The 21736-nt window shown below is 72.0% G+C and carries 18 protein-coding genes; 10 read left to right on the forward strand and 8 right to left on the reverse strand.

Annotated features, from left to right (window positions below; genetic code table 11):
• Nucleotides 1–20: 20 nt before the first annotated feature.
• From DSY14_RS09495 to DSY14_RS09505, 3 genes are read right to left on the reverse strand one after another with little or no spacing between them, the layout of a single operon-like run.
• A complete protein-coding gene (locus tag DSY14_RS09495) occupies nucleotides 21–914 on the reverse strand; it encodes an ABC transporter permease (RefSeq protein WP_249187593.1) in 894 nt (297 codons plus the stop codon).
• Complete coding sequence (locus DSY14_RS09500) at nucleotides 911–1741, reverse strand: ABC transporter permease (RefSeq protein ID WP_211716127.1); 831 nt, start codon at nucleotides 1739–1741, stop codon at nucleotides 911–913. The genes DSY14_RS09495 and DSY14_RS09500 overlap by 4 nt, the downstream gene beginning before the upstream one ends.
• On the reverse strand, nucleotides 1738–2694 hold the full coding sequence (locus DSY14_RS09505; RefSeq protein ID WP_211716128.1) for an ABC transporter substrate-binding protein: 957 nt from the start codon (nucleotides 2692–2694) through the stop codon (nucleotides 1738–1740). Before DSY14_RS09505 ends, DSY14_RS09500 begins: the two co-directional genes overlap by 4 nt.
• A 507-nt stretch (nucleotides 2695–3201) precedes the next feature.
• On the opposite strand from DSY14_RS09505, the gene DSY14_RS09510 reads away from it, so the two are divergent.
• The gene (locus DSY14_RS09510) at nucleotides 3202–3906 is read left to right on the forward strand and encodes a GntR family transcriptional regulator (RefSeq protein ID WP_307851174.1); all 705 of its coding nucleotides are present in this window, start codon (nucleotides 3202–3204) and stop codon (nucleotides 3904–3906) included.
• 188 nt (nucleotides 3907–4094) lie between these two features.
• Here DSY14_RS09510 and DSY14_RS09515 read toward each other — a convergent pair whose 3' ends face one another.
• The 3 genes from DSY14_RS09515 to DSY14_RS09525 all read right to left on the reverse strand — a co-directional run bounded on the left by DSY14_RS09515 (nucleotide 4095) and on the right by DSY14_RS09525 (nucleotide 7086).
• Nucleotides 4095–4760 (reverse strand): lytic polysaccharide monooxygenase, encoded by a 666-nt coding sequence (locus DSY14_RS09515; protein ID WP_211716129.1) that lies wholly within the window; start codon nucleotides 4758–4760, stop codon nucleotides 4095–4097.
• Nucleotides 4761–4812: 52 nt separating this feature from the next.
• Nucleotides 4813–5805 carry a glycoside hydrolase family 5 protein gene (locus DSY14_RS09520; protein ID WP_211716130.1) on the reverse strand — a complete coding sequence of 331 codons (993 nt, stop codon included), beginning with the start codon at nucleotides 5803–5805 and terminating at the stop codon, nucleotides 4813–4815.
• A 258-nt stretch (nucleotides 5806–6063) separates the two neighbouring features.
• Complete coding sequence (locus DSY14_RS09525) at nucleotides 6064–7086, reverse strand: hypothetical protein (RefSeq protein ID WP_211716131.1); 1023 nt, start codon at nucleotides 7084–7086, stop codon at nucleotides 6064–6066.
• A gap of 209 nt (nucleotides 7087–7295) precedes the next feature.
• Here DSY14_RS09525 and DSY14_RS09530 point away from each other — a divergent pair, with 209 nt between their 5' ends.
• From DSY14_RS09530 to DSY14_RS09550, 5 genes are all read left to right on the forward strand, one after another.
• Nucleotides 7296–8390, forward strand: a complete 1095-nt coding sequence (locus DSY14_RS09530; protein WP_211716132.1) for a LacI family DNA-binding transcriptional regulator — start codon at nucleotides 7296–7298, stop codon at nucleotides 8388–8390.
• 1 nt (nucleotide 8391) lies between these two features.
• Nucleotides 8392–10014, forward strand: a complete 1623-nt coding sequence (locus DSY14_RS09535) for an FAD-dependent oxidoreductase (RefSeq protein ID WP_211716133.1) — start codon at nucleotides 8392–8394, stop codon at nucleotides 10012–10014.
• Between the two features lie 83 nt (nucleotides 10015–10097).
• Nucleotides 10098–12275, forward strand: a complete 2178-nt coding sequence (locus tag DSY14_RS09540) for a hydantoinase/oxoprolinase family protein (protein WP_211716134.1) — start codon at nucleotides 10098–10100, stop codon at nucleotides 12273–12275.
• Nucleotides 12272–12982, forward strand: a complete 711-nt coding sequence (locus DSY14_RS09545) for a hypothetical protein (protein ID WP_211716135.1) — start codon at nucleotides 12272–12274, stop codon at nucleotides 12980–12982. Before DSY14_RS09540 ends, DSY14_RS09545 begins: the two co-directional genes overlap by 4 nt.
• Nucleotides 12979–14310 (forward strand): transporter, encoded by a 1332-nt coding sequence (locus DSY14_RS09550; protein WP_211716136.1) that lies wholly within the window; start codon nucleotides 12979–12981, stop codon nucleotides 14308–14310. The genes DSY14_RS09545 and DSY14_RS09550 overlap by 4 nt, the downstream gene beginning before the upstream one ends.
• Nucleotides 14311–14382: 72 nt before the next feature.
• On the opposite strand, the gene DSY14_RS09555 is transcribed toward DSY14_RS09550, so the two are convergent.
• Complete coding sequence (locus tag DSY14_RS09555) at nucleotides 14383–16203, reverse strand: serine/threonine-protein kinase (protein WP_211716137.1); 1821 nt, start codon at nucleotides 16201–16203, stop codon at nucleotides 14383–14385.
• A gap of 278 nt (nucleotides 16204–16481) precedes the next feature.
• On the opposite strand from DSY14_RS09555, the gene DSY14_RS09560 reads away from it, so the two are divergent.
• From DSY14_RS09560 to DSY14_RS09570, 3 genes are all read left to right on the forward strand, one after another.
• Nucleotides 16482–17735, forward strand: coding sequence for a cytochrome P450 (locus DSY14_RS09560; RefSeq protein WP_211716145.1), 1254 nt, complete (start codon nucleotides 16482–16484; stop codon nucleotides 17733–17735).
• 75 nt (nucleotides 17736–17810) lie between these two features.
• Complete coding sequence (locus DSY14_RS09565; protein ID WP_374223996.1) at nucleotides 17811–18866, forward strand: endo-1,4-beta-xylanase; 1056 nt, start codon at nucleotides 17811–17813, stop codon at nucleotides 18864–18866.
• 81 nt (nucleotides 18867–18947) lie between these two features.
• Nucleotides 18948–19883 carry an aminoglycoside phosphotransferase family protein gene (locus tag DSY14_RS09570; protein WP_211716139.1) on the forward strand — a complete coding sequence of 312 codons (936 nt, stop codon included), beginning with the start codon at nucleotides 18948–18950 and terminating at the stop codon, nucleotides 19881–19883.
• A 221-nt stretch (nucleotides 19884–20104) separates the two neighbouring features.
• Here the strand turns inward: DSY14_RS09570 and DSY14_RS09575 are convergent, their stop codons facing one another.
• On the reverse strand, nucleotides 20105–21070 hold the full coding sequence (locus DSY14_RS09575) for an AraC family transcriptional regulator (protein WP_211716140.1): 966 nt from the start codon (nucleotides 21068–21070) through the stop codon (nucleotides 20105–20107).
• Between the two features lie 81 nt (nucleotides 21071–21151).
• On the opposite strand from DSY14_RS09575, the gene DSY14_RS09580 reads away from it, so the two are divergent.
• The coding region (locus tag DSY14_RS09580; protein WP_211716141.1) for an SDR family oxidoreductase at nucleotides 21152–21736 on the forward strand (585 nt) is incomplete at its 3' end.

The raw sequence follows: 21736 nt of genomic DNA on the forward strand, positions 1-21736 counted from the left end.
TGGTGGGTCGTGGTCATGGGTCACTCCCCCCGGTGGGCGGCGCGCAGGCCGCGGTACCAGCCCAGGACACGTCCCTCGACGAGTTCGAAGAGGGACGACAGGGCGAAGCCGATGACGCCGAGCAGGACCATGCCGGCCCACATCTCGGGGATGGCGAAGGTCCGCTGGAACTGGACGATGGCGAAGCCCAGACCGCTGGAACTGGCGAACATCTCGCTGATGACCATGAGGATGATGGCCAGGGCGAGGGCGAGGCGCAGACCGGCCATGATCTGGGGGGAGGCCGAGCGCAGGACGAGCACGCGCAGGCGCGTGGTGCCGGTGATGCCGTAGCAGCGGGCGGTGTCGGCCAGGACCGGGTCGACGGCGCGGACGCCCTCGACGGTGTTGAGCAGGACGGGCCACAAGCACCCGAAGACGATGACGGCGATCTTCATGGTGTCGTCGATGCCCGCGAGCATGATCATGAGCGGGACCAGAACGGGCGGCGGGATGGCGCGGAGGAACTCCAGGACGGGTTCGCAGGTGGCCCGCACACGCGCGTTCGAACCCAGGAGCACGCCGAGGCCCACCCCCAGGAGCGCGGCCAGGGCGAACCCCGTGAGCAGTCGGCCCAGGCTGGGCAGGACGTCGACGAAGAACCGTTCGGAGAACCACAGGTCGACGAAGGCCGTGGCGATGGCGGCCGGGGTGGGCGTGTAGAACCCGGCGCCGGGTTGGGCGGTGAAGGCCCAGTAGACGCCGATGAGCAGTGTGGGCAGCAGCAGCACGTGGGCGACGCGCAGGGCCGGTCCGGCGGTGCGGTCGGCACGGCCGCGGCGCCTCGACGGGCGGGCCACGGGGGCCTCCTGTTCGGTCGGTGCCGCGGGCGTGGACGGCTCGAGCGCCGGTTCATGGGCGGTGGGACGGCTCATGCGTCGGCCTCCCCGCGGACGGAGGTGTGCCAGCGCAGGACACGGCGTTCCAGGGCGCGCACACCGAGGTTGATGACCACGCCGAGGATGCCGGTGGCCACGATCCAGGCGTAGACCAGGGCGATGGCCCCACCCTGTTGGGCGGTGGTGATCTGCTGACCGATGCCGGGTGAGCCGATGATGAGCTGGGCCGTGATGGACAGGATGAGGCCGACGGAGGCGGCCAGGCGCAGCCCGGTCATGAGGTAGGGCAGCGTGGTGGGCCAGACGACGTGGCGGACGCGTGCCAGGCGACCCAGACCGTAGGAGCGGGCGGTCTGTTCGGCGACGGGGTCGACGTCGGCCACTCCGTACAGGACCTGGATGTAGATGAGCCAGAAACAGGCGTAGGTCACCAGGAGCAGGGTGGAGCGGATGTCGGTGCCGTACAGCAGCACCGCGAGCGGGATGAGCGCCACCGAGGGGATGGGGCGCAGGAAGTCGACCGTGGAGGTGGTGAACGCACGCAGGCGGGGTGTGGAGCCCAGGACGAAACCGAGGACGACGGCGGCGACGAAGGCGAGGGACAGCCCCAGCGCCCACCCGTACAGGGTGTGTCCCAGCGCCTCCCAGAAGGGGGCGGTGGTGGCGCGTTCGGCGAGGGTGGTCAGGACCTCGGAGACGGGCGGGAAGTAGCGCTCGGGCACGACCCCGATTCGGGGGGCGGCCTCCCAGAGCAGGACCAGGACGGCGATGCCCAGCAGGCCCGACGGCAGACGGTGGGCGCCGGCCCGGTGGCCCGGCCGCCGGGGGCCGACGCGGGGCGGGGGTGCGGTGGCGGTGCTCATCGGATCAACGTGTCCAGGTCGGGCTCGGTGTCGAGGAGCCCGTCGGTGACCATGAGGTCGGCCAGGGTCCGGACCGACTCCTCGTCGATCCGGGCCGGGAAACGGGGCAGGACCATCCGCTCGATGACCTCCTCGTCGATCTCGGTGTAGTCGCCCAGGACGCGGCGGACCTCGTCGGGGTGGTCCTCGGCGTAGGCCAGGGACTCCTCCAGGGCCGCGGTGATGTCATCGAAGAGTTCGGGGTCCTCGGCCAGGCGGTTCTCGGCGGTGAAGTAGGCGGCCACCGACAGGTCCGGGTGGGTGTCGACGAAGTTGGAGGCGATCTCGCGGTGTCCGGCCTCGCGGATGGTGGAGGCGAACGGTTCCACGGCCCAGACGGCGTCGATCTGGCCGGTCTCCAGGGCGGCGGGCATGTCGGGGAAGGGCAGTTCGACGAAGTCGACCTCGGCCGGGTCGCCGCCGGCGGCGCGCACGGACTGGCGGACCGTGGTGTCACCGATGTTGTTGAGGTTGTTGGCGGCCACGGTCAGGCCTTCGAGGTCGGCCGCGCCGGTGACGTCGCTGTCGTCGAGGACGAACACCCCGCCGAAGTCGGCGCCCTGTTCGCCGGCGCTGGTGACCCCGTTGGTGAGGGTCACCAGGGGCAGGCCCTGTTCACGGGCGATGATGAGCGAGACGACGTTGCTGAAGGCGAAGTCGAACTCGCCGCTGATCACGCCGGGGACGATAGCGGCCCCACCGGAGCCGGACTCCAGTTGGAGGTCGATGCCCCGAGAACTGAAGAAGCCCTGGTCGACGCCGAGGTAGACGGGGGCGACGTCCACGATCGGGATGACGCCGGCGGTGATGGTGACGAGTTCGTCCCCGTCCAGAGCATCGTCGGAGGAGGAACAGGCCGTGGCTACCAGGAGGGCGGCGGACGCGACGAGCGCGGGGGCCGAGGACAGGCGCATGGGGACTCCAACAGGGGGCACGACGCACTCGGTTGTACGCTTTGCGAACATGTGTTCTGACCGTGAACTTAAGTGATCCGGATCACCGGGTCAAGACGTGCGCGAGGCACATTTCAGACACGTGAACAGCGTGAGAGGTCGGATGACCGCGCCTGGTCAGCGCCTTCACGGGCGGCGCGCGACAGCGACGGACCTGCCGGGCGACCGGGCGGAGGAGAGGGGCGAAGGCACGTCGTGGCCACGACGGTCGAGGCCGTGACACGGGAGCACCGCGCGGGGATCGGGCCGCGCGACGAAGGCGCGGGGACGCACGCGTGCGCGTGGAGCGCCGGTGAGACGGGGGACCGTGGTCCGGGTCAGGACGGGACCCGGACCACGGAGCCGAACCCCGTATGAGGCCCCATATTCGACCCTGTCTTGTCCCAATGTCAACATTCGTACATCGAGGCGGTACCGAGATCCGAAAGATCCTCGACGTCGTCGGTGTACGCCGTACACTTTTGCGACGTGGCACAAGACGAGGGCACGAACAGCGGGATGCGACGGGTCCGCAGACGGGGGCTGGCCCACGAGGCGGCGGACCGCATCCGGGAATCCATCTTCGACGGCAGGGTCGCCCCCGGCTCGCCGCTGCGGGAGGTCGAACTGGCGGTCTCACTGGACGTGAGCCGCGGGTCGGTACGCGAGGGGTTGGCCATCCTCGAACGTGAGGGGCTGGTACGCAGCGAATGGCACCGGGGCGCACGGGTGATCGACCTGAACCCCAGGGACGTCGACGAGGTCTACACCGTGCGGGCCGCCCTGGAACGGCTGGCCGCCGCGGGCGCCGCCGCCCGCATGACCCCCCACCACCTGGCCGCTCTGGACTCGTTGGTCCAGGCCATGGGTCGTGCCCTGGAGGGCGACGCCGACGGACTGACCCTGCTCGCCCTGGACCTGGCCTTCCACGACCGCGTCTTCGCCATCGCCGGCAACGGGCGCCTCACCGACGCCTGGCACGGGGTGCGCTCCCAGGTGCGACTGATCCAGCTCATCCGCATCGAACGGGACCAGGCGCACTACCGTGACCTGCTGGTCGGCGAACACCACGAGCTCGTACGCCTCATGAGTCGCGGCCCCAGCGAGGAACTGGCCCGCGCCGCCGAGGAGCACGTGGACTCGGCGCGGCGCGCCCTGGTCCACCTGGTCGGCCCCTCCCCCGAGGGCATGTAGTCGCCGGACCCCGCCGCTCCGGGTCCGCCGACGCGGCCCCGGGGCGCGGCGAGGCGCGGCCCTTCGCGGGAGCGGCGCACGCGACGTGTGGTCCGGCCTCCTCCGAAGAGGCCGGACCCCGGCCCTCCCAGGTCGCGGGCGGTCCCGCCCATGCGCCCCAGTGGCCGCACACGGTGTATCGCGCAGTCCTAGTCGAAGACCACGTCCGAGCAGTTGTAGAACGCCTCCGGGCTGTCGGAGCGCTCCCATACGACGTAGATCACGTGCTGGCCCGTGCGCTCGGGCAGGTCGACGTCCCAGCGGTACTCGGCGCCCTCGACACCGCCCTCGGTCAGGGGCGGGTCGGTGACCTCGCTGATCAGTTCCAGGTCCGCCCAGTTCACCGGAGCGTCCGGGGACCAGCCCGGTGTGGTGACGTAGGTGAAGAAGGTGCCGGGGTGGTGGGCCCAGGCGTTGTGGTGGAACTCGACCGTGCTGTCCGAGGGCAGCGACGTGGTGGGCCAGTCGGACCGCACCGCGTTGAAGGCGGCGAAGTCCTCGGTGGGTCCGCACAGTTCTCCGTCGGCGACGACCTCCTGGTGACGGCCGTCGGCGTCGCCGATCAGGTTGCCGAACCAGTTCCAGAAGGCGTAGGAACCGCCCTCCTCCAGGGCGTCGGCGCAGGCGGGGTTGGTGGGTTCGACGTTGCCGCCCTGACCTCCTTCGAGGCCGTCGACGTAGCAGGCGTAGGTGCGGCTGGCGGGATAGGTGAAGGCGCCGTGCGCCTCGGCCGAATCCGCGTCGAGGGTCAGGGCCAGGCCGCCGACGAGGGCGGCCGAGGCGGTCAGGGCTCCGGTCCTGGCGAGGGTTCTCATGGGGGGTGTCCCTTCGGGGGTGGAGGGTCCGGTGGTGAACGGAGCGCGTTCCTCAGCCACCGGTGGCGATGCCGTGGGGGCCGTGGAAGATGCGCTCGCCCCAGGGGGTGAGGCGGTCGACGTCGAACTCCTCGACCATGTCGAGGTACTCGACGCCGCCGCTGTTGCCGCTCCAGGACCAGCCGATGTAGCCCAGTCCCAGACGGTCGGCGTGGGCCATGACGGCGTCCTCGTCGGGGTCGCCGTCACTGTGCAGGTGGCCGAACTCGCCGATGACGAGGGGCAGCCCGGCGTCGGTGAAGTGCTCCAGGTAGGAGACCACCGTCGACTCTTGGGCGTAGACGCCGTACATGTGGATGGAGAAGACGGTGTTGCCGTGGGGGTCGGCGGCGGCGACCTCGGGCGCCGAGGCGCGCATGATGCCCTGCCAGTCCTGACCCCAGTTGGGGGCGTCCACGACGAGCATGTGGTCGAACCCGGCGGCGCGCAGGCGCATGACGGCGGCGGAGGTGTCGTCGGCCCAGCCCTGGTTGGTCGCCTCGTCGTTGCCGTAGGGCTCGTTGCCGATGTTGACGATGATGTGGTCCTCGGCGCCCTGGAGCGCGCTGTGGACGCCGATCCAGTAGTCGACGGCCTGGTCCAGGGTGGCGGCCTCGGGGTCCTCGCCGTAACCGGTGGTGTCGTGGACCTCGAGCATGCAGACGAGGTCGAGGTCGGCGCACCGGGCGACCAGGTCCGCGACCTGACCCTCGTCGGTGCGCTCCCAGCGGTCCCCGCTGGCGAGGACGAGGCGGACGGTGTCGGCGCCGAGCCCGGCGATGTCGGCCAGCGCGGTGGGGGTGCGGTCGATGTACCAGGCGTGGGGGTGGCTGACACCGCGCATGACCAGGTCGGTGCCGTCGGCGTGGACCGTTCGCCCCTGTGCGTCGACGTGCAGACCGACCCGTGCGGAGCCGGGGTCCGCGGTGGCGGGCGCCGCGTGGACGAGCAGGGGCAGGGTGAGGGCGAGAGCGGCCAGGGCCACCGGTGAGCGGGATCGGTGCACTGTGGTCCTCCGTCGGTCGTGGGGGTGACCGCGCGTGGGAGCGTTCCCATGACGCTTGTGATGCAACGTAACAAGCGCGAAACCCCGCGACAATAGGACTTTCGGCAATTAATTCACTCCACGTTGCACTGAATGCACGTTAAGTGAGGATGCCGGTCGCGCCCACCCACGCCCGGACCGCGTCGACCGTCGGCGGACCACCCGGGGGTGGCCCCCGAGGCGGACACCCGACCCCGGAGACCACGGTTCACGGCGGGCTCAGTCGGCGCGCGCGATGGCGATCGTCGCGCCCAGACGGTCCCCCGCCTCGTAGAACATGTACTCCGTGCCGCCGTCCGAGCCGTAGGAGGGCGAGGCCGACCGGCCCGAGTCGGGCGGGCCGTCCATGGGTCGGTGCACGACGCCGAGGTGCACGCGTCGGTCGAAGTCCGCCCCCACCTCGGTCATGCGGATGTCGCCCTGGTCGGTGTGGTAGACGACGTAGGTCCCGCCGCCGCGTTCGACCAGGTGGGGACCGGAGAGGTCGGACAGCCCCACGTCGGAGTGGGAGATCAGGGGTTCGGGGTCGAAGTCGAAGGTGATGCCGTCGGCGGACCACCCCCACCCGATGGAGCGGTTGTCGCCCTCGCTGTTGCGCATGAAGAGCATGACGTAGCGCGACCCCCGGTCGGACAGGGGGTGTTCGAAGACCCGGGCGTAGGAGGCCTCCCGGGTGCCCGGGACCATGTCCGTGTGCAGGACGACGCCCTCGTAGGTGAAGCGCACGCCGTCGCGGGAGCGGGCGAGCCGCGTGGTGTGGTTCTCCCCGTGGAAGTACAGCCACATCTCGCGGTGTTCGGTGTTCCACAGCACGTGGGGCGAGGAGACGTGCGAGACGGAGTAGTGCGGGTCCCAGACGCGGGAGACGATCGGGTTGTCGGGGTACTCGGTGAACGGCCCGTCGAGGTCGTCCGCGTAGGCCAGGCAGATCCCGCCGGGGGCGTCGTGCGGGGCGTAGTAGAGCAGGAAACGCCCGGGGGCGTCGGACAACCGGCCGACCGTGCCCCGGATGCAGGGGAAGATCAGCTCGCCGGTCGGGTTGTAGGCCAGGGACGAGGTGTCCAGCGCCTCGCGCAGGTACGTGTAGGTCGGCAGGACGTCGGCCCCGGCGGTGGTGGTGGCGTGCGCGCCGGGCATCGACGACAGCATCGGGGCGAGCAGGGCGGCGGCGCCGGCGCCGAACAGGGCCGTGCGACGGTCCGGGCCCTCGGGGGCGGTGGGGGTCGGGTGCGCGTCGGACATGGTGGCTCCCTTCCGGAGCGGTGTCGAGGGGTGCTCCAGGGCCCGGAGTCTTCACCAGCCATGATGCGTTGGTCAAGGACCTAATACGTATTAGTGAAACTCCTGGGACATCAGGCGTTCATTCGACGGAATCTCTTGACATCCCGCGGTGACCGGACTCACAGTCGTCAACTAATGCGCATTAGTCGGACGTTTCAGAGGAGTCAGCGGTGAACCACGCCAAGCCGTCCCCGGTCGGCCGTCGGCGGCCCCGACAGTCCGACATCGCTCGGGCGGCGGGGGTCTCCCAGGCCACCGTGTCGTTGGTCCTGCGCGGGACGCCGGAGGGGATGGCCCTGGCCAAGAGCACGCGGCAGAGCGTCCTGAACGCGGCGGAGGAGCTCGGCTACGTGCCGGATCCGGTCGCCACGCGGCTGGCCGCCGCGACCAACGGCATGTTGGGGTTGTACACCTTCAGCACCACGTTCCCCACCGAGGTGGCGCACTCCTACTACCCGATCCTGGTCGGTGTGGAGGAGGAGGCCACGGCCCAGGGGCAGGACCTCATCCTGTTCACCGGGTCGGCGCGGGCGGCGTCCCGCGCCGACGATCCGGCCGCGGTCCGCCGCGTGCGGGTCGCCGACGGCTGTCTCTTCTTCGGGCGACACGTGCCGGAGGGGCCCATCCGCCGCCTCACCGAGGACGGCTTCCCGTTCGTCTACATCGGCCGACGCGACGAACCCGGCGTCCCCTATGTGGGCGCGGACTACGTCTCGGCCTCGGCCGAGGTGGTGGGACGGCTCGCCGCGGCGGGCCACCACCACCTGCGTTACCTGCGCGAACACGACCAGGCCCCGGCCTCGGTCGACCGCGAGGAGGGCGTTCTGCGCGGAGCCCGGGCGGCCGGTCTGGACACCTCCGCCATGGTCGTGCGCACTGACGGCCACGACCTGGACGCCCACCTGCGGAGCTGGCGCGAGGAGGGGGTCACCGCGGTGGTCGTCGAACAGACCGACACCGGGGCCGCGCTCGCCGCCCTCGGCGCCGCCGTCGAACGCGCCGGACTCCGCTGTCCCGACGACCTCTCCCTGGCCCTGCTGGGCGCCCCGACCGGCACCCGCGGCACCGCACCGGGCGGCGGTGCGGTCTACAGCGGGTTCGACGTCCCCATGCGCGAGATGGGCCGCGACGCGGTCCGTCTGCTCCTGGAACTCATCTCCGGAGCCCCCGAGCCGCCCACCCGGCGGCTCCTGCCCTGCGAACCGGTGGCGGGCGGCACCATCGCCGCGCCGACGGCCACCGGACCGAACACCCGAAAGGCGTGACATGACCGAGAGCAGTACGGAGATCCTCGTCGTCGGAGGTGGCCTGGGCGGTGTCGCCGCCGCCCTGGCCGCCGCGGACTCCGGCCGACGGGTCGTCCTCACCGAGGCGACCGACTGGATCGGCGGTCAGCTCACCTCCCAGGCGGTTCCACCGGACGAGAATCCGTGGATCGAGCAGTTCGGCGCCACCGACTCCTATCGCCGCCTGCGCGACGGGATCCGTGACCACTACCGACGTGTCTATCCACTGCGCGCCGAGGCCGCGGCCTCGCGCACGCTCAACCCCGGCGCGGGCCGCGTCAGCAAGCTCTGCCACGAGCCGCGTGTGGCCCTGGCGGTCATCGAGGAGATGATCGCCCCCCACCGGTCGGCGCAACGCATCACCGTCCTGGAGCGCCACCGTCCCGTGGCGGCGCACACCGACGGGGACCACGTCACCGCCGTGGTGCTGGAGGACGAGGCGGGGAACCGGCACACCGTTCACGCCGCCTACGTCCTGGACGCGACCGAGGACGGCGACCTTCTTCCCATGGCGGGGATCGCGCACGTCACGGGGGCCGAGGCCCGGAGCGAGCACGACGAGCCGCACGCGCCGGAGGAGGCCGACCCCACCAACCTGCAGGGCATCACCTACTGCTTCGCCGTGTCCCACCACGAGGGTGAGGACCACACCATCGAACGCCCGTACATGTACGACTTCTGGCGTTCCTACCGGCCCGACTTCTGGCCCGGTCCCCTGCTGGGCTTCTCCGCCCCCGACCCGCGCACCCTCGAAGCGGTGCCGCGGACGTTCGTGCCCAACCCCGACATCGACCCCCTCGCCGTCGACGCGGACCAGAGCGCCGACGCCGGTGACAAGGAACTGTGGGGGTTCCGCCGGATCCTCGCCCGGATGATGCACTCCCCCGGCGCCTTCGACTCCGACATCACCCTGGCCAACTGGCCGCTCAACGACTACTGGCTCAAGCCCGCCCTGGAGGTCGAGGGGCTGGTGGACGCGGACACCGTTCGTCAGGCCCACGAGGAGGCCCGTCAGCTGTCCCTGTCGGTCCTGTACTGGCTCCAGACCGAGGCGCCCCGCACCGACGGGGGCACCGGGTTCCCCGGGCTCAAACCGCGCCCGGACATCACGGGCGGCGCCGACGGGCTGGCCAAGGCGGCCTACGTCCGCGAGTCCCGTCGGATCAAGGCCGTCACCACCGTCACCGAGCACGACGTCTCCCTGGACATCGTCGGCCCCCACGGCATCAAGCGCCGTCACGACTCCGTCGGTATCGGCAACTACCGGATCGACCTGCACCCCTCCACCGGTGGCGACAACTACATCGACATCGCCAGCGTGCCCTTCGAGATCCCGCTGGGCGCCCTCCTGCCCCGGCGCGAGACCAACCTGCTGCCCGCCGCCAAGAACATCGGCACCACCCACATCACCAACGGCTGCTTCCGTCTGCACCCCGTGGAGTGGAACATCGGCGAGGCCGCCGGCCGACTCGCCGCTTTCGCCCTGGACCACGGCACCACCCCGCACGCCGTGCACGCCAAGGACGAACTCCTGCGGGACTTCACCGCGCTGCTGGACCGCACCGGCGTCGAACGCCACTGGCCCGACGTCCGCGGCTACTGAGCCCGACCGGGGCCGCCGACCGTCGTGACGGTCGGCGGCCCCGCGCACCACCCCACCCTCCACGCACTCCCGATAGGGGCACCATGAGCGATCCGACACCACCTCCGGCCCGCGACCCCGTGCGCATCGGCATCGACGTCGGCGGCACCTTCACCGACGCGGTGGCGGTCAGCGCCACCACCTTCGCGCTGCTGGGGCAGGTCAAGGTCCCCACGAGCCACGACCACGCCGACGGCGTCGCCCATGGCATCATGACCGCGTTGGAACGGCTGCTCGACGACATCGGTGTGGACGCCGACGACGTCGGGTTCCTCGCCCACGGCACCACCCAGGCCACCAACGCCCTGTTGGAGGGCGACGTCGCGACCATCGGGATCGTCGGTGTCGGCAGCGGCTACGACGCCTTCGCCACCGGACGTCTGCGTTCCCTGGGCAAGCTCAAACTGGACTCGGGCCACACCCTGCCCATCCGCTACGCCGCGCTGCGCGACCCCCACGACCCCGACGCCGCCCTGGCCGGTGTCGACGCGGTCCTGGCCGAGGGCGCCGAGGTGATCGTGGCGGTCGAACCCTTCAGCGTCGACGACCCGGAGGGCGAACGTGCCGTCCTGGAGGCCGCCGCGCACCGCGAGGTTCCGGCGACCGCCACCCACGAGATCACCCAGCTCTACGGGCTCGGAAAGCGCGCCCGCACCGCCGCGCTCAACGCGGGGGTGATGCCCCGCATGCTCCAGACCGCCGACCTCGTCGAACGCAGCATCCTCAAGGCCGGAGTGAGCGCTCCCCTGATGGTGATGCGCTGCGACGGCGGCGTGATGTCACTGCCCGAGATGCGCCACCGTCCCCTGCTCACCGTCCTGTCCGGACCCGCCGCCGGCGTCGCCGGGGCGCTCATGGGCGAGAAGGTCAGCGAGGGGGTCTTCCTGGAGACCGGCGGCACCTCCACCGACATCAGCGTCATCCGCCGCGGCCGCGTCCAGATCCGCCACACCGAACTCGGCGGCAAGGAGACCTACCTGTCCGCCCTGGACGTGCGCACCGTCGGGATCGGCGGCGGCTCGCTCATCCGGGTCGGCGGCGCGACGGACCGCCGGTCCCTGACCGACGTCGGTCCGCGCAGCGCCCACATCGCCGGGCTGCCCTACGCCTGTTTCGCCGAGCCCGCCGCCTTGGAGGGCGCCCGGCTGACCCTGATCAGCCCCCTGGCCTCCGACCCGGCCGACTACGCCGTCCTCGAGACCGACCAGGGACGCTTCGCCCTGACCGTCACCTGCGCGGCCAACGCCGCGGGAATGGTCCCCGAGGGCGACTACGCCCGCGCGGAGACCGCCACCGCCCGCCTGGCCCTGGAACCGCTCGCCCGGGCCCTGGGCACCGACGTCGACGCGGCGGCCCGCTCGGTCCTGCACAGGGCCACCGAACGCGTCAGCGCCGTCGTGGACACCCTGATCGACGACTACGGGATCGACCGCGACGTGTGCTCGCTGGTCGGCGGCGGCGGAGGCGCGGCCACCGTCACGCCCTACCTGGGCGAACGCATGCGACTGGACGCGCGTATCGCCGCGCACAGCGAGGTCATCAGCCCTCTCGGGGTCGCCCTCGCCCTGGTCCGCGAGTCCGTGGAACGCATCATCCCCAACGCCACCCACGCCGACGTGCTGGCCGTGCGCGCCGAGGCCGAACAGGCCGTTCTCGGCCAGGGCGCCGACCCGGCCGCCATCGAGGTGGACGTCACCGTCGACCCCCAGCGCAACCTGGTCACGGCGGTGGCCACCGGCGCCACCGAACTGCGCACCAAGGACCGTGCGGCGGGCACCGACGAGGCCGGCTCCCGCGCCGTGGCCGCCGCCAGTCTGGACGCCCGCCCCGAAGACCTCACCGAGTACGCGTCCACCGACCAGTACCGGGTCCTGGGGCTGGTGCGGCGCCCCGGCGGACCGTTCGGTCGCTTCGCCCGCGAGCGCACCCACGTGCGCGTCGTCGACTCCGAGGGGATCGTGCGTCTGCACAGCGCCGACGCCCAGGTGGACACCCTCGTCGCCGGTCAGGCCGAGGGCGGGCTCAAGGACCTGGTGGCCGAACGCACCGTCTACGGTGACGGCGGCGCGGTCCCGCCCGCCGTGTGGCTCCTGCTCGGACCCAAGCTCGCCGACCTCTCCGGAGTCATGGACGCCGGGCACCTTCTGGCGCTGGCCGGTACCGAGATCGCCCGGAGGAACCCCGAGGAGCAGGTCATCGTCCTCATGGAGCAGCGGCGATGAGCGCCCGCACGCCGGCCGGCGGCCCCGCGGCCGACGGCGGACCGCCACCCGAGGGCTCGCTGCGCGCGCACTACGCGCGCATCGCCGCCTCCTCCGAGGAAGAGCTGGCGGCCGACCTGCTCGCGCTCACCGCCACCCACGGCGACCGCGATCGCGATCGACTGCGCGACTGGGCCGCCACGGCCCTGGAGTTCGGCCGCGAGATGGCCGACTCCCGAGGCGACGCCTGGTCCCCGCCCGACATCGAGATCACCGAGAAGGAGCGGGGCGGGGTCCGCCCCGGCGAGATCCTGCTCGCCGAGTACCTGCACCGGGGCGCCCGGTCCCGGGTGGTCGTCTACGACGACGCCCTCACCTTCGCGGGGCGCGTGGCACGGGCCGCCGGGTGGAGCGACGACTACAGCCGCGCCACCGTGCGCGAGGCCGCGCTCGCCCACGAGGAGGCCCACCGCATGCTCCACGGGGAACTCGGCCGGTCGCTGCGCCGCCGACTCGACCACACCGCCCTGCGCATCGGACCGTTGCGGGTGCGCGGACACGTGGTCGGCGCCGACGAGATCACCGCCCACTCCTACGCCCGCCACCGCTGCTCGCTACGCCGGAGCCCCATCGCGCTCACCGCGGCCATCGCCGCCGCCCTCACCCACCGGGGCCCGGACCGCCAAGGGCCGGGCCCCCGCGCCACCACCCCCGGAGTCCACCCGTGACCGCCTTCGGAATCCTGCTCGCCATGGCGGTGGGTGTCGGCCTGATGCTGACCCGCCGCCTGCCCACCGCCTTCGCCCTCGTCCTGCTCTCCGTCGCCATCGCGTTGATCGCCGGAGCACCGCTCACCGGTGAGGAGGGCAGCGTGTTCGGGACCGTCCTCCAGGAGGGCGCCCCGCGCCTGTCGGCGACCATGATCGCCATCCTCCTGGGCAGCTGGTTGGGGACCCTGATGTCCGAGACCGGCATCGCCACCACCCTGGTCCGCAAGATCGTGGAGTTCGGCGGTGAACGGCCCTCGGTCGTGGCCGTCGGCGTGTTCGTCATCGCGATCCTGTGCGGCAGCATCACCGGTTCGGCCCCGGCCGCGATGCTGGCCGGGGTGGTGGGCATCCCGGCGATGATCGCGGTCGGCGTCACCCCCACGGTCGCCGCCGGGACCGTGCTGGTGGGCATCACCGCCGGTGTGCCGCTGGAACTCATCAACTGGCAGTTCCTGTCCGACGCCATCGGTGTGCCCGTCTCCACCGTCCAGTACTTCCAGCTGCGCCTGTTCCCGATCGCCCTGGTCGGCGGGCTGGCCTACATCCTGATCGAGATGCGCCGCAAGGGTGCGCGGCACACCTGGGCGGTGCGCGTGCCCGCCTCGGCCGGGGGTGGCGGGCCGGAGCGCCCGACCAGCCGCCGTGGGAGGGCGGCCGAGCGACGGCGCCGCCGCGGGGACGCCCCCTGGTACGCGCTCGTCACCCCGCTCGTTCCCATCGTGCTGGCGCTCGGCTTCGAGATCCCCATCATCCCGTCGCTGCTCGCCGGTGTCGTCTACGCCCTGTTCACCGCGGTCCCGTGGCGGGAGATGACCTCCACGGCCCTGCGCACGCTCTACCAGGCCTTCGACATCGCCGCCCCGCCCATCGTGCTGTTCATCGCGATCGGCATGCTGCTGGCGGCGGTGGGCCTGCCCGGAGCGGTCACCGCGCTGAGCCCGATCGTCACCGCGATCAGCCCGAGCAGCCCCTGGCTGTTCGTCCTGGTCTTCGCGCTCATGGTGCCGCTGAGCCTGTACCGGGGTCCGATGAACATCTTCGGTCTGGGCGCGGGTGTGGCCGGAGTGCTCATCTCCGGCAACATCTACCCGGCCGCCGCGGTCCTCGGTTTGATGGCCTCCTACGGGCAGGTGCTGGGGGTCTCGGACCCCACGAGCACCCAGACCGTGTGGGCCTCGCAGTACGCGGGCATCCGCCCCGAGCGCTCCATGGTCTCCACCCTGCCCTACACCTGGGTGATCGCCATCGGAGGCCTGGTCCTCACCGTGTTCCTCTACCTGCTCTGAGCCGCCCGTCCCGAACGACGCGGCGGGGGCGAGGCTACCGATCGGTACCCTCGCCCCCGCCCAAGGGCCCGCTCAGGCCCAGAAACCGAAGCTGTACAGCAGTCCGTTGGTCGCGGCGACCACACCCAGGGCCAGCACCGCGCCGGTCACGAACGAGGTCCGCAACGACCGCACCAGGTACTCCAGCGCCACCAGGTTGTTGAGGATGAAGTAGCCCAGCATGGTCGCGTACCAGAACGAGTCCATGCTCCAGGGCTCGAAGTAGGACGGGGCGCCCGTCCACACGTCGGTCTCGGTGGTGAACCACGACCACGCCAGCGCCGCGCCGTAGCCCAGGGGGATCTGGATCAACGGCAGGATGAGCAGCGGCAGGAGCTTGACGAAGCTCCACAGGCCGGGCTGGTCCGCGCGTCGGGCCTCCGACTGCGCCCGGCGGGCAGCGTCCTGTTCGGCGCGCATCCGATCGCGGTGGGCCCGCTCGGCCTCCTGACGACGCCGCTGTTCCTCACGCTGTTCCTGTTGCCTGCGCTGCTCCTCCTGCTGAAGGCGCTGCTGTTCCATCTGTCGGCGGCGCTGCTCCTCGGCCCGCCGGTACGGGTCCTGCTGGGGGTCGGTCGCCTCGCGCCGCCCTCCGTACAGGTCGGCGTAGGGGTCGTCGCCCTGCTGCTGGTACCGCGCCGTGGCGTCGTGCCCGCCGGTGTGCGCGGAGCGCCCCGGCTGCTGACCGGTGTCCGGGAACTGCTGTGTGGGCTGGTGACCCTGCTGGAACCGCTGCGTGGGCTGGTACCCCTGCCCGGTCTGTTGCCCCTGGTTCCCCAGGATCGAGGTCGCGCCGGCCGACGGGTCCTGTCCGTACCCGGTCGACGGGGCGACCTGGGTGGATCCGTCGTCGCCCAGTGCGCCCGCGGCGGCGGCCCCGGCCACCGCTCCCGCCGCACCGCCCAGCGCGGCGGCGCCTCCGGCGCCCAACACCTCGGTGCGTTGGTGGCCACCGGTGGCCCCCGGGTCGGCGGCCGAGGTCGCCAGGGCCTTGTTGACCTTGGCCACCTGCTCCTGCACGCCCATCATGACGGCGGGCGGCAGCCAGGACGATCCGGCGTGCACGTCACCCAGGTAGTCCAGGATCTCCCCCGGACTCGGGCGGCCCTGGACGTCCTTGGACAGACAGGCCGCCACCAGGTGCCGGAGCGACTCCGGAACGGCCGTCAGGTCCGGTTCACGGCTGATGATGCGCATGACCATGGTGGGCATGTTGCCCTCACCGAAGGGACCCGTGCCCGCGGCGGCGTAGGCCAGCACCGCGCCGTAGGCGAACAGGTCGCTGGCGGGGGTCAGTTCGGTGCCCTGGACCTGTTCGGGGCTCATGAACCCCGGTGTGCCGATCACCGACTGGGTGGCGGCGGTGCCGTCGGTGGCCCGCGCGATACCGAAGTCGATCACCCGTGGACCGTCCTCGGCCAGCAGCACGTTGCCGGGCTTGAAGTCACGGTGGATGAGTCCCACCCGGTGGATCTCGACCAGCGCCTCGGCCAGCCCCGCCGCCAGTACCCGCACCGACGGCTCCGGCAACGGACCGTGGGCCTGCACCGCCTCGTCGAGCGGCAAGGAGGGCACGTACGAGGTCACCAGCCAGGGCACCTCGTCGTCGGGCCCGGCGTCGATCACCGGCGCCGTGAACGCGCCACTGACCTGGCGGGCCGCGGTCACCTCGCGGGCGAACCGCTCCCGGAAGGAGGTGTCCGCCGCCATGTGCGGGTGGATGCGCTTGATCGCGACGGCGCGGCCGCCGGCCGAGCGTCCGAAGAACACCTGACCCATGCCTCCGGCGCCCAAGCGCCCGATCAGCCGATACCGGCCGATGCGCTCCGGATCGGTGCTCTCTAGCGGCCCCAACGTTCTCATCCTCCGGCCTGTGCGGCGTTTTCCTACGAACGGGGCCCCAGTCTAGGGCGTGGCGTCCCCGCAAAGAGCACCGTCGTCCGCTGTGATCCACGCGTGCGCCGTGGGTTCGGTGTCGGTCCGGAGACGACCGCGGCGGCAAGGGGCGACGCTCGCGACGACGCGCACGGTTCCCACCTGGCCACACGCGGCCAACCGGGGCGTTCGGCACCCCCGTCGGGGCAGGCCCGCCTAGGGTCGAAAGAGTGGCACCGACCGGATGAGGCGTGATCGTGAGAACCCTGGACACCGTCCGAACCGACGCACGGCTGCGTGCCGCCCACGGGCTCTCGTGGCTCGCCGCCCAGAGCGGCGACCACCCCAGTCGTCTGCTCCATCATCCCTGGCGGGTGAACCCGTATCCGACCTACCGTCGCATGCGCGCGCAGGGGCCGGTGGTCACCGGCCGGCTACCGTTCCACGTCGCGACCACGCACACCGCCGTGGAGCGGATCCTGCGCGACCGCACCTTCGAGGTCGCTCCGCCACGGAGCGGTCCGACCGGCGACGGTTTCCACGTGGTGGACCTGTCCTTCCTGCAGTGCGATCCGCCCGACCACACGAGGTTGCGCGCACTGGCCAGGCCCGCCTTCTCCCCGCGTCGGATGGCCGACTACCACGCGCGGATCCAGGAGGTCACCGACACACTCCTCGACCGCGCCGTGCGGCGGGGCGAGTTCGATCTGATGCGCGACTTCGCCCAGCCCCTGCCCATCGCCGTCATCAGCCACCTGTTGGGGGTGCCCGCACGGGATCGGGCCGATTTCGACCGCATCGGCGACGTCATCGGCTCCGCCCTGGACGGGGCGCGTTCGGTGCGGCAACTGGAACGAGTCCGCCGGGCGACCGCGGAGCTGGAGGAGCTGCTCGCGCGCCTGATGCGCGAACGCCGGTCCGACCCGCGTGAGGACGTGGTGTCCGACCTGGTCGCCCACGTGGACGCGGGCGACATGACGGCGGCCGAGCTGGGATCGATGTTCCGGCTCCTATTGGTCGCCGGGTTCGAGACCACGGTGAACCTCATCGGCAACGGCACGATGGCGCTCTTGCGCCACCGGGACGAGTGGGAACGTCTGGTCGCGGACCCGGAGTTGGCGGCCGGGGCGGTGGAGGAGATCCTGCGCTATGACTCCCCGGTCCAGCTCACCGGGCGGTGGAGCCGGCACGACACCGAGGTCGAGGGGGCACCGATCGGTGCCGGTCGGCAGGTCCTCTGCCTGATCGGGTCCGCCGACCGCGACCCTCGACGCTTCGCCGAACCCGACCGGTTCGACATCACCCGGTCCAACGCGGGTGAACACCTGGCCTTCTCCGGCGGGACGCACTACTGCCTGGGTGCGCCGTTGGCCCGGTTGGAGGGTCGTATCGCCCTGCGCACGCTGAGCGAGCGGATCCCGGGGCTGCGTCCCACGGCGATGCCCACCCGGCGCGACACGCTGACCGTGCGCGGCCTGGCCTCGTTCCCGGTCACCGTCGGGGGCCGGTGAAGGGTGGCGGAAGGCGAACCGAGGCAGGGGGGCACGGGGCGGTGGCGCACGACCGCGGGCGGGCGCAGGGCGCTTCTGTCGGCGGCTGCGGTGTGCGTGGTGGTCTTCGTGGTGGCGGCGGTGACGACCCTGGTCCTGCCGGGACCGGCACGGATCCCGGGGGGCACGCTGCCGGGGCTGGCCGACGCTCACGGCATCAAGCTGGGGGTGGCCGTGGCGGTCGATCCGCTGCGGGAGGACCCGGCCTATCGGGAGATCGTCACCGACCACTACACGTCGATGACGGCCGAGAACGCGATGAAGTGGGTGCACGTCCAACCCGAACGGTACGCCTTCGACTGGAGCGGCCCCGACACCGTGGTCGACTTCGCCGAGGACCACGACCTCGACCTGCGCGGCCACACCCTGCTGTGGCACAACCAGCAGCCCGCGTGGGTGGCGGAGGGCCACTACGACGCCGACGGGCTCCGGGCGGTCATGCGTGAACACATTCAGGCGCTGCTGGGACGCTACGAGGGTCGGATCGACTCCTGGGACGTGATCAACGAACCCTTCGAGGACACCGGCACCGACCTACGGGACAACCTGTGGTATCGGACGCTGGGCGAGGGTTACATCGCCGAGGGGCTGTGGACGGCGCACGAGGCCGACCCCGAGGCCCGGCTCTACATCAACGAGTTCGGTGTCGAGGGCGGCGGTGAGAAGGCCGACGCCCTGTACGAGCTCGCCTCGGGGCTGGTGGCGGACGGGGTCCCGCTGCACGGCATCGGGTTCCAGGGGCACTTCGTCCACGGCGACGTGCCCGACGACCTGGTCGAGAACATGCGGCGCTTCGCCGACCTGGGACTGGACGTGGAGATCAGCGAACTGGACGTGCGCATCCCCGAGCCGGTCACCGACGAGGCGCTGGCCGCCCAGGAGGACGAGTACCGGCGGGTCGTCGAGGCCTGCCTGGACGTGTCGCGCTGCGTGGGGGTGAGCGTGTGGGGGGTCACCGACGCCCACTCGTGGGTCCCCGAGTGGTTCCCCGGTCACGACGCCGCCCTGCCCTTCGACGGGGACGACCGGCCCAAGCCGGCGCTGACCGGCATACACGAGGCACTGGGCCGGGGGCGCCGTTCCGCGGAGTGACGGCGGCGCCGGGCCCACGGGGGCGGTCGACGGCCCGCGCGCGGCATGATGGGCCGCACGACGACCCGAGGAGCACCCGGCATGGACCCGCACACCCCACAACGCGTCGACGTCCCGCCGGCCCTGGTCAGGACCGTCACCGGTTTCTTCGGCCCCGCGTGGGCGCGGGGCCTACCCGGTCTGACGGCCCGAGCGCTCGACCGGTGGGGTCTGACGGTCGACGGGGCGAGCATGCACGGGGCGGTCGCTCTGGTGGTCCCCGTCCGTCGCCCGGGCGGGGGTCGCGCGGTGCTCAAGATCCAGCCCCAGGACACCGAGACCGAGGGCGAACCCGGGGCGTTGCGGACCTGGGACGGTGACGGGGCGGTCCGGCTGCTGGAACACGATCCGTCGGACGGGGCCATGCTGCTGGAGGCCCTCGACCCCGGCCGACGTCTGGACTCCGTGCCCCTGGAACCGGCTCTGGAGGTCATCGGCGCCCTGCTGGCCCGCCTGACCTCGTACCCGGGACCCGCGGGGATGCGCGGACTGGGCCCTCTCACCCGCGACGTCGCCGCACGCGGCCGGGACCGGCTGCCCCGGGTCGGGGCTGCGTGGCGCCCGGTGTTCGAGCGCTGGACGGCAGCCGCCGAGGCGCTGTCGGACGAACCCGGCGACCGTCTGCTGCACTGGGACTTGCACTACGAGAACGTGCTCGCGCCCCGGGAGGGGTCCGACCGCGGCCCCTGGCTGGCGATCGATCCCAAGCCCCTGGTCGGCGACCCCGGGTTCGAGCTCCTGCCGGCACTGCGCAACCGCTGGGCCGAAGCGGAGGACACCGGCACACCGGTGAGGGCCACCCGGCGCAGGTTCGACCTGCTCACCGAGGTCGCCGGCCTGGACCGGGAACGTGCCCGCGCCTGGACGCGGGTGCGGCTGTTGGAGGACTGTCTGGGCCGGCCCGAGGCCCGGGCCCGGGTGCCGCGCGCGCACGCCCTCATCGACCGTGCCCTGGCCGAGCGGGCGCACCCCGACTGACCGGGCCGCCCGCGGTCACGAGGCGCGGGCTCCCGGGACGCAGGCCCCGGCCCGGTGGTGGTCGGCCGGGACCAGGGCGAGGGCACGGTCCCGGCGGGACCACGGGGGTTCTCTCGGGTCACGCGTCCCTCGACGAAGGAGAGGTCCTCCTCCAGGGGGAGGACGCGGTGTCCGGTCCACCACCATGGCGACATCGTCCCCGCGCGCGCCTCCAGAAGGTCTCAGCGCAGGGCGACCGGGGCGGGCGCCTCCATCGGTGTTCCGCGCCGGTGCGCGGTGGGGGTGGTACCGCGCAACCGTTTGAAGGCGGCACTGAGCGCGAAGGCGCTGGAGTACCCCACGCGTCGCGCGATGCCGTCCACGGTGTCGTCGGACTCGCGGAGCAGGTCCGCGGCCAGCCCCACCCTCCAGTCCGCCAGATAGGTCATGGGCGGGGTGCACACCAGGGCGTTGAAGTCGCGGGCCAGCGCCGCCCGGGAGACCCCGCAACGCTCCGCCAGGGCGGCCACCGTCCAGGGGTGCTCGGGCCGGTTGTGCATGAGGCGCAGGGCCCGCCCGACCACGGGGTCGGCCATCGCGGTGTACCAGGCGGGCGGCTCCGCCCCCGGCAGTGAGAACCAGGCGCGCAGTCTCGTGATGAGGGCCAGGTCCAGCAGTCGGTCCAAGACCAGTTGCTGTCCGGGGGCGGCGCAGGCGATCTCCGCCTCGATCATCGCGCTGAGACCGTCGTGGCACTCGTCGGCGGGCACGACCAGGGCCGGGGGCAGGGCGGAGAACAGGCGTCGGCTGAGGTCGCCGGTGACCTCGTAGGACCCGCTCAACAGCAGGTCGGGGGCGTCCAGGGAGTCTCCGTAGGTGCGCAGCCCCAGGGTCGCCTCCTCGGTCAGGGGGTCGCCGTCCGGGCCCAGGCACAGTCGTCCGTCCAGGACGGTACAACTGACCGGTGCGTCGATGGGGTGGGCCAGGGTGTGCGGGCCGGGGGCGCGCAACAGGGCGGTGTCGCCCTGGGCCAGGGCCAGGGGCGGCCCGTCGTCGCGGGCGATCCAGGCCCGACCGCGCACCATGGTGGCCAGGGTCAGCGGCGAACCGTGGTCGAAGCGCACGGCCCAGGGCGGTGTCATGACGGATCGGCTGAAGAGGGCACCGCGGGCGCGGACCCCGTCCAAGAGATCGGCGAGTGCGTCCATGACCTCAGCATAGACGCTCGCATATCGATATGAGCTTCTGAGCCATGGATCGTCTCTCGTGCAGGGTGTTGACTCGGGTCCATGACAGAGAACACGACACCACGACCGATCCTCGTGACCGGAGCGACGGGGATGACCGGGCGACGCGTCCTCTCCGGACTGCGCGAGCTGGGCCTCCCGGTCCGGGCCGCCTCGCGCTCATCGGCATGGCGATTCGACTGGAACGCACCGGAGACCTGGGACGAGGCGCTGGCGGGGGCCGGCTCGGTCTACCTGGTCCAGCACGACCCGGCGCCCCTGACGGCGGGCTTCGTGGAACGGGCGGTGGCGCACGGCCTGGAGCGGATCGTGCTGTTGTCCGCCCGCGGGGTGGACCGACCGGGCTACTTCGACGGGGAGGCACAACCGATCACGCACCGGTTGGGCGAACAGGCCGTGCGGGAGAGCGGCCTGGAGTGGACCATCCTCCAGCCCGGATGGTTCACCCAGAACTTCGACGAGGGCGTCCTGGCGGACGAGGTACGCGACGGAGTCCTGCGTCTGCCCGCCGGAGACGGAGCGGCGGCCTGGATCGACGCCGGCGACATCGCCGCGGTGGCGGTGGCCGCGCTCACCGAACCGGGCCACCACGGACGCACCTACGAACTCAGCGGACCCCGCGCCCTG

The organism is Nocardiopsis sp. MG754419 (assembly GCF_018207095.1).
In the GTDB taxonomy this organism is placed as follows: Bacteria; Actinomycetota; Actinomycetes; order Streptosporangiales; family Streptosporangiaceae; genus Nocardiopsis.

What these genes read in the sequence shown, in the direction of transcription:
- DSY14_RS09575 (WP_211716140.1), bottom strand. Translation starts at nt 21,070, where the DNA reads ATGGACGCACTCGCCGATCTCTTGGACGGGGTCCGCGCCCGCGGTGCC.
- DSY14_RS09495 (WP_249187593.1), bottom strand. Translation starts at nt 914, where the DNA reads ATGAGCCGTCCCACCGCCCATGAACCGGCGCTCGAGCCGTCCACGCCC.
- DSY14_RS09500 (WP_211716127.1), bottom strand. Translation starts at nt 1,741, where the DNA reads ATGAGCACCGCCACCGCACCCCCGCCCCGCGTCGGCCCCCGGCGGCCG.
- DSY14_RS09525 (WP_211716131.1), bottom strand. Translation starts at nt 7,086, where the DNA reads ATGTCCGACGCGCACCCGACCCCCACCGCCCCCGAGGGCCCGGACCGT.
- DSY14_RS09535 (WP_211716133.1), top strand. Translation starts at nt 8,392, where the DNA reads ATGACCGAGAGCAGTACGGAGATCCTCGTCGTCGGAGGTGGCCTGGGC.
- DSY14_RS09505 (WP_211716128.1), bottom strand. Translation starts at nt 2,694, where the DNA reads ATGCGCCTGTCCTCGGCCCCCGCGCTCGTCGCGTCCGCCGCCCTCCTG.
- DSY14_RS09545 (WP_211716135.1), top strand. Translation starts at nt 12,272, where the DNA reads ATGAGCGCCCGCACGCCGGCCGGCGGCCCCGCGGCCGACGGCGGACCG.
- DSY14_RS09515 (WP_211716129.1), bottom strand. Translation starts at nt 4,760, where the DNA reads ATGAGAACCCTCGCCAGGACCGGAGCCCTGACCGCCTCGGCCGCCCTC.
- DSY14_RS09540 (WP_211716134.1), top strand. Translation starts at nt 10,098, where the DNA reads ATGAGCGATCCGACACCACCTCCGGCCCGCGACCCCGTGCGCATCGGC.
- DSY14_RS09570 (WP_211716139.1), top strand. Translation starts at nt 18,948, where the DNA reads ATGGACCCGCACACCCCACAACGCGTCGACGTCCCGCCGGCCCTGGTC.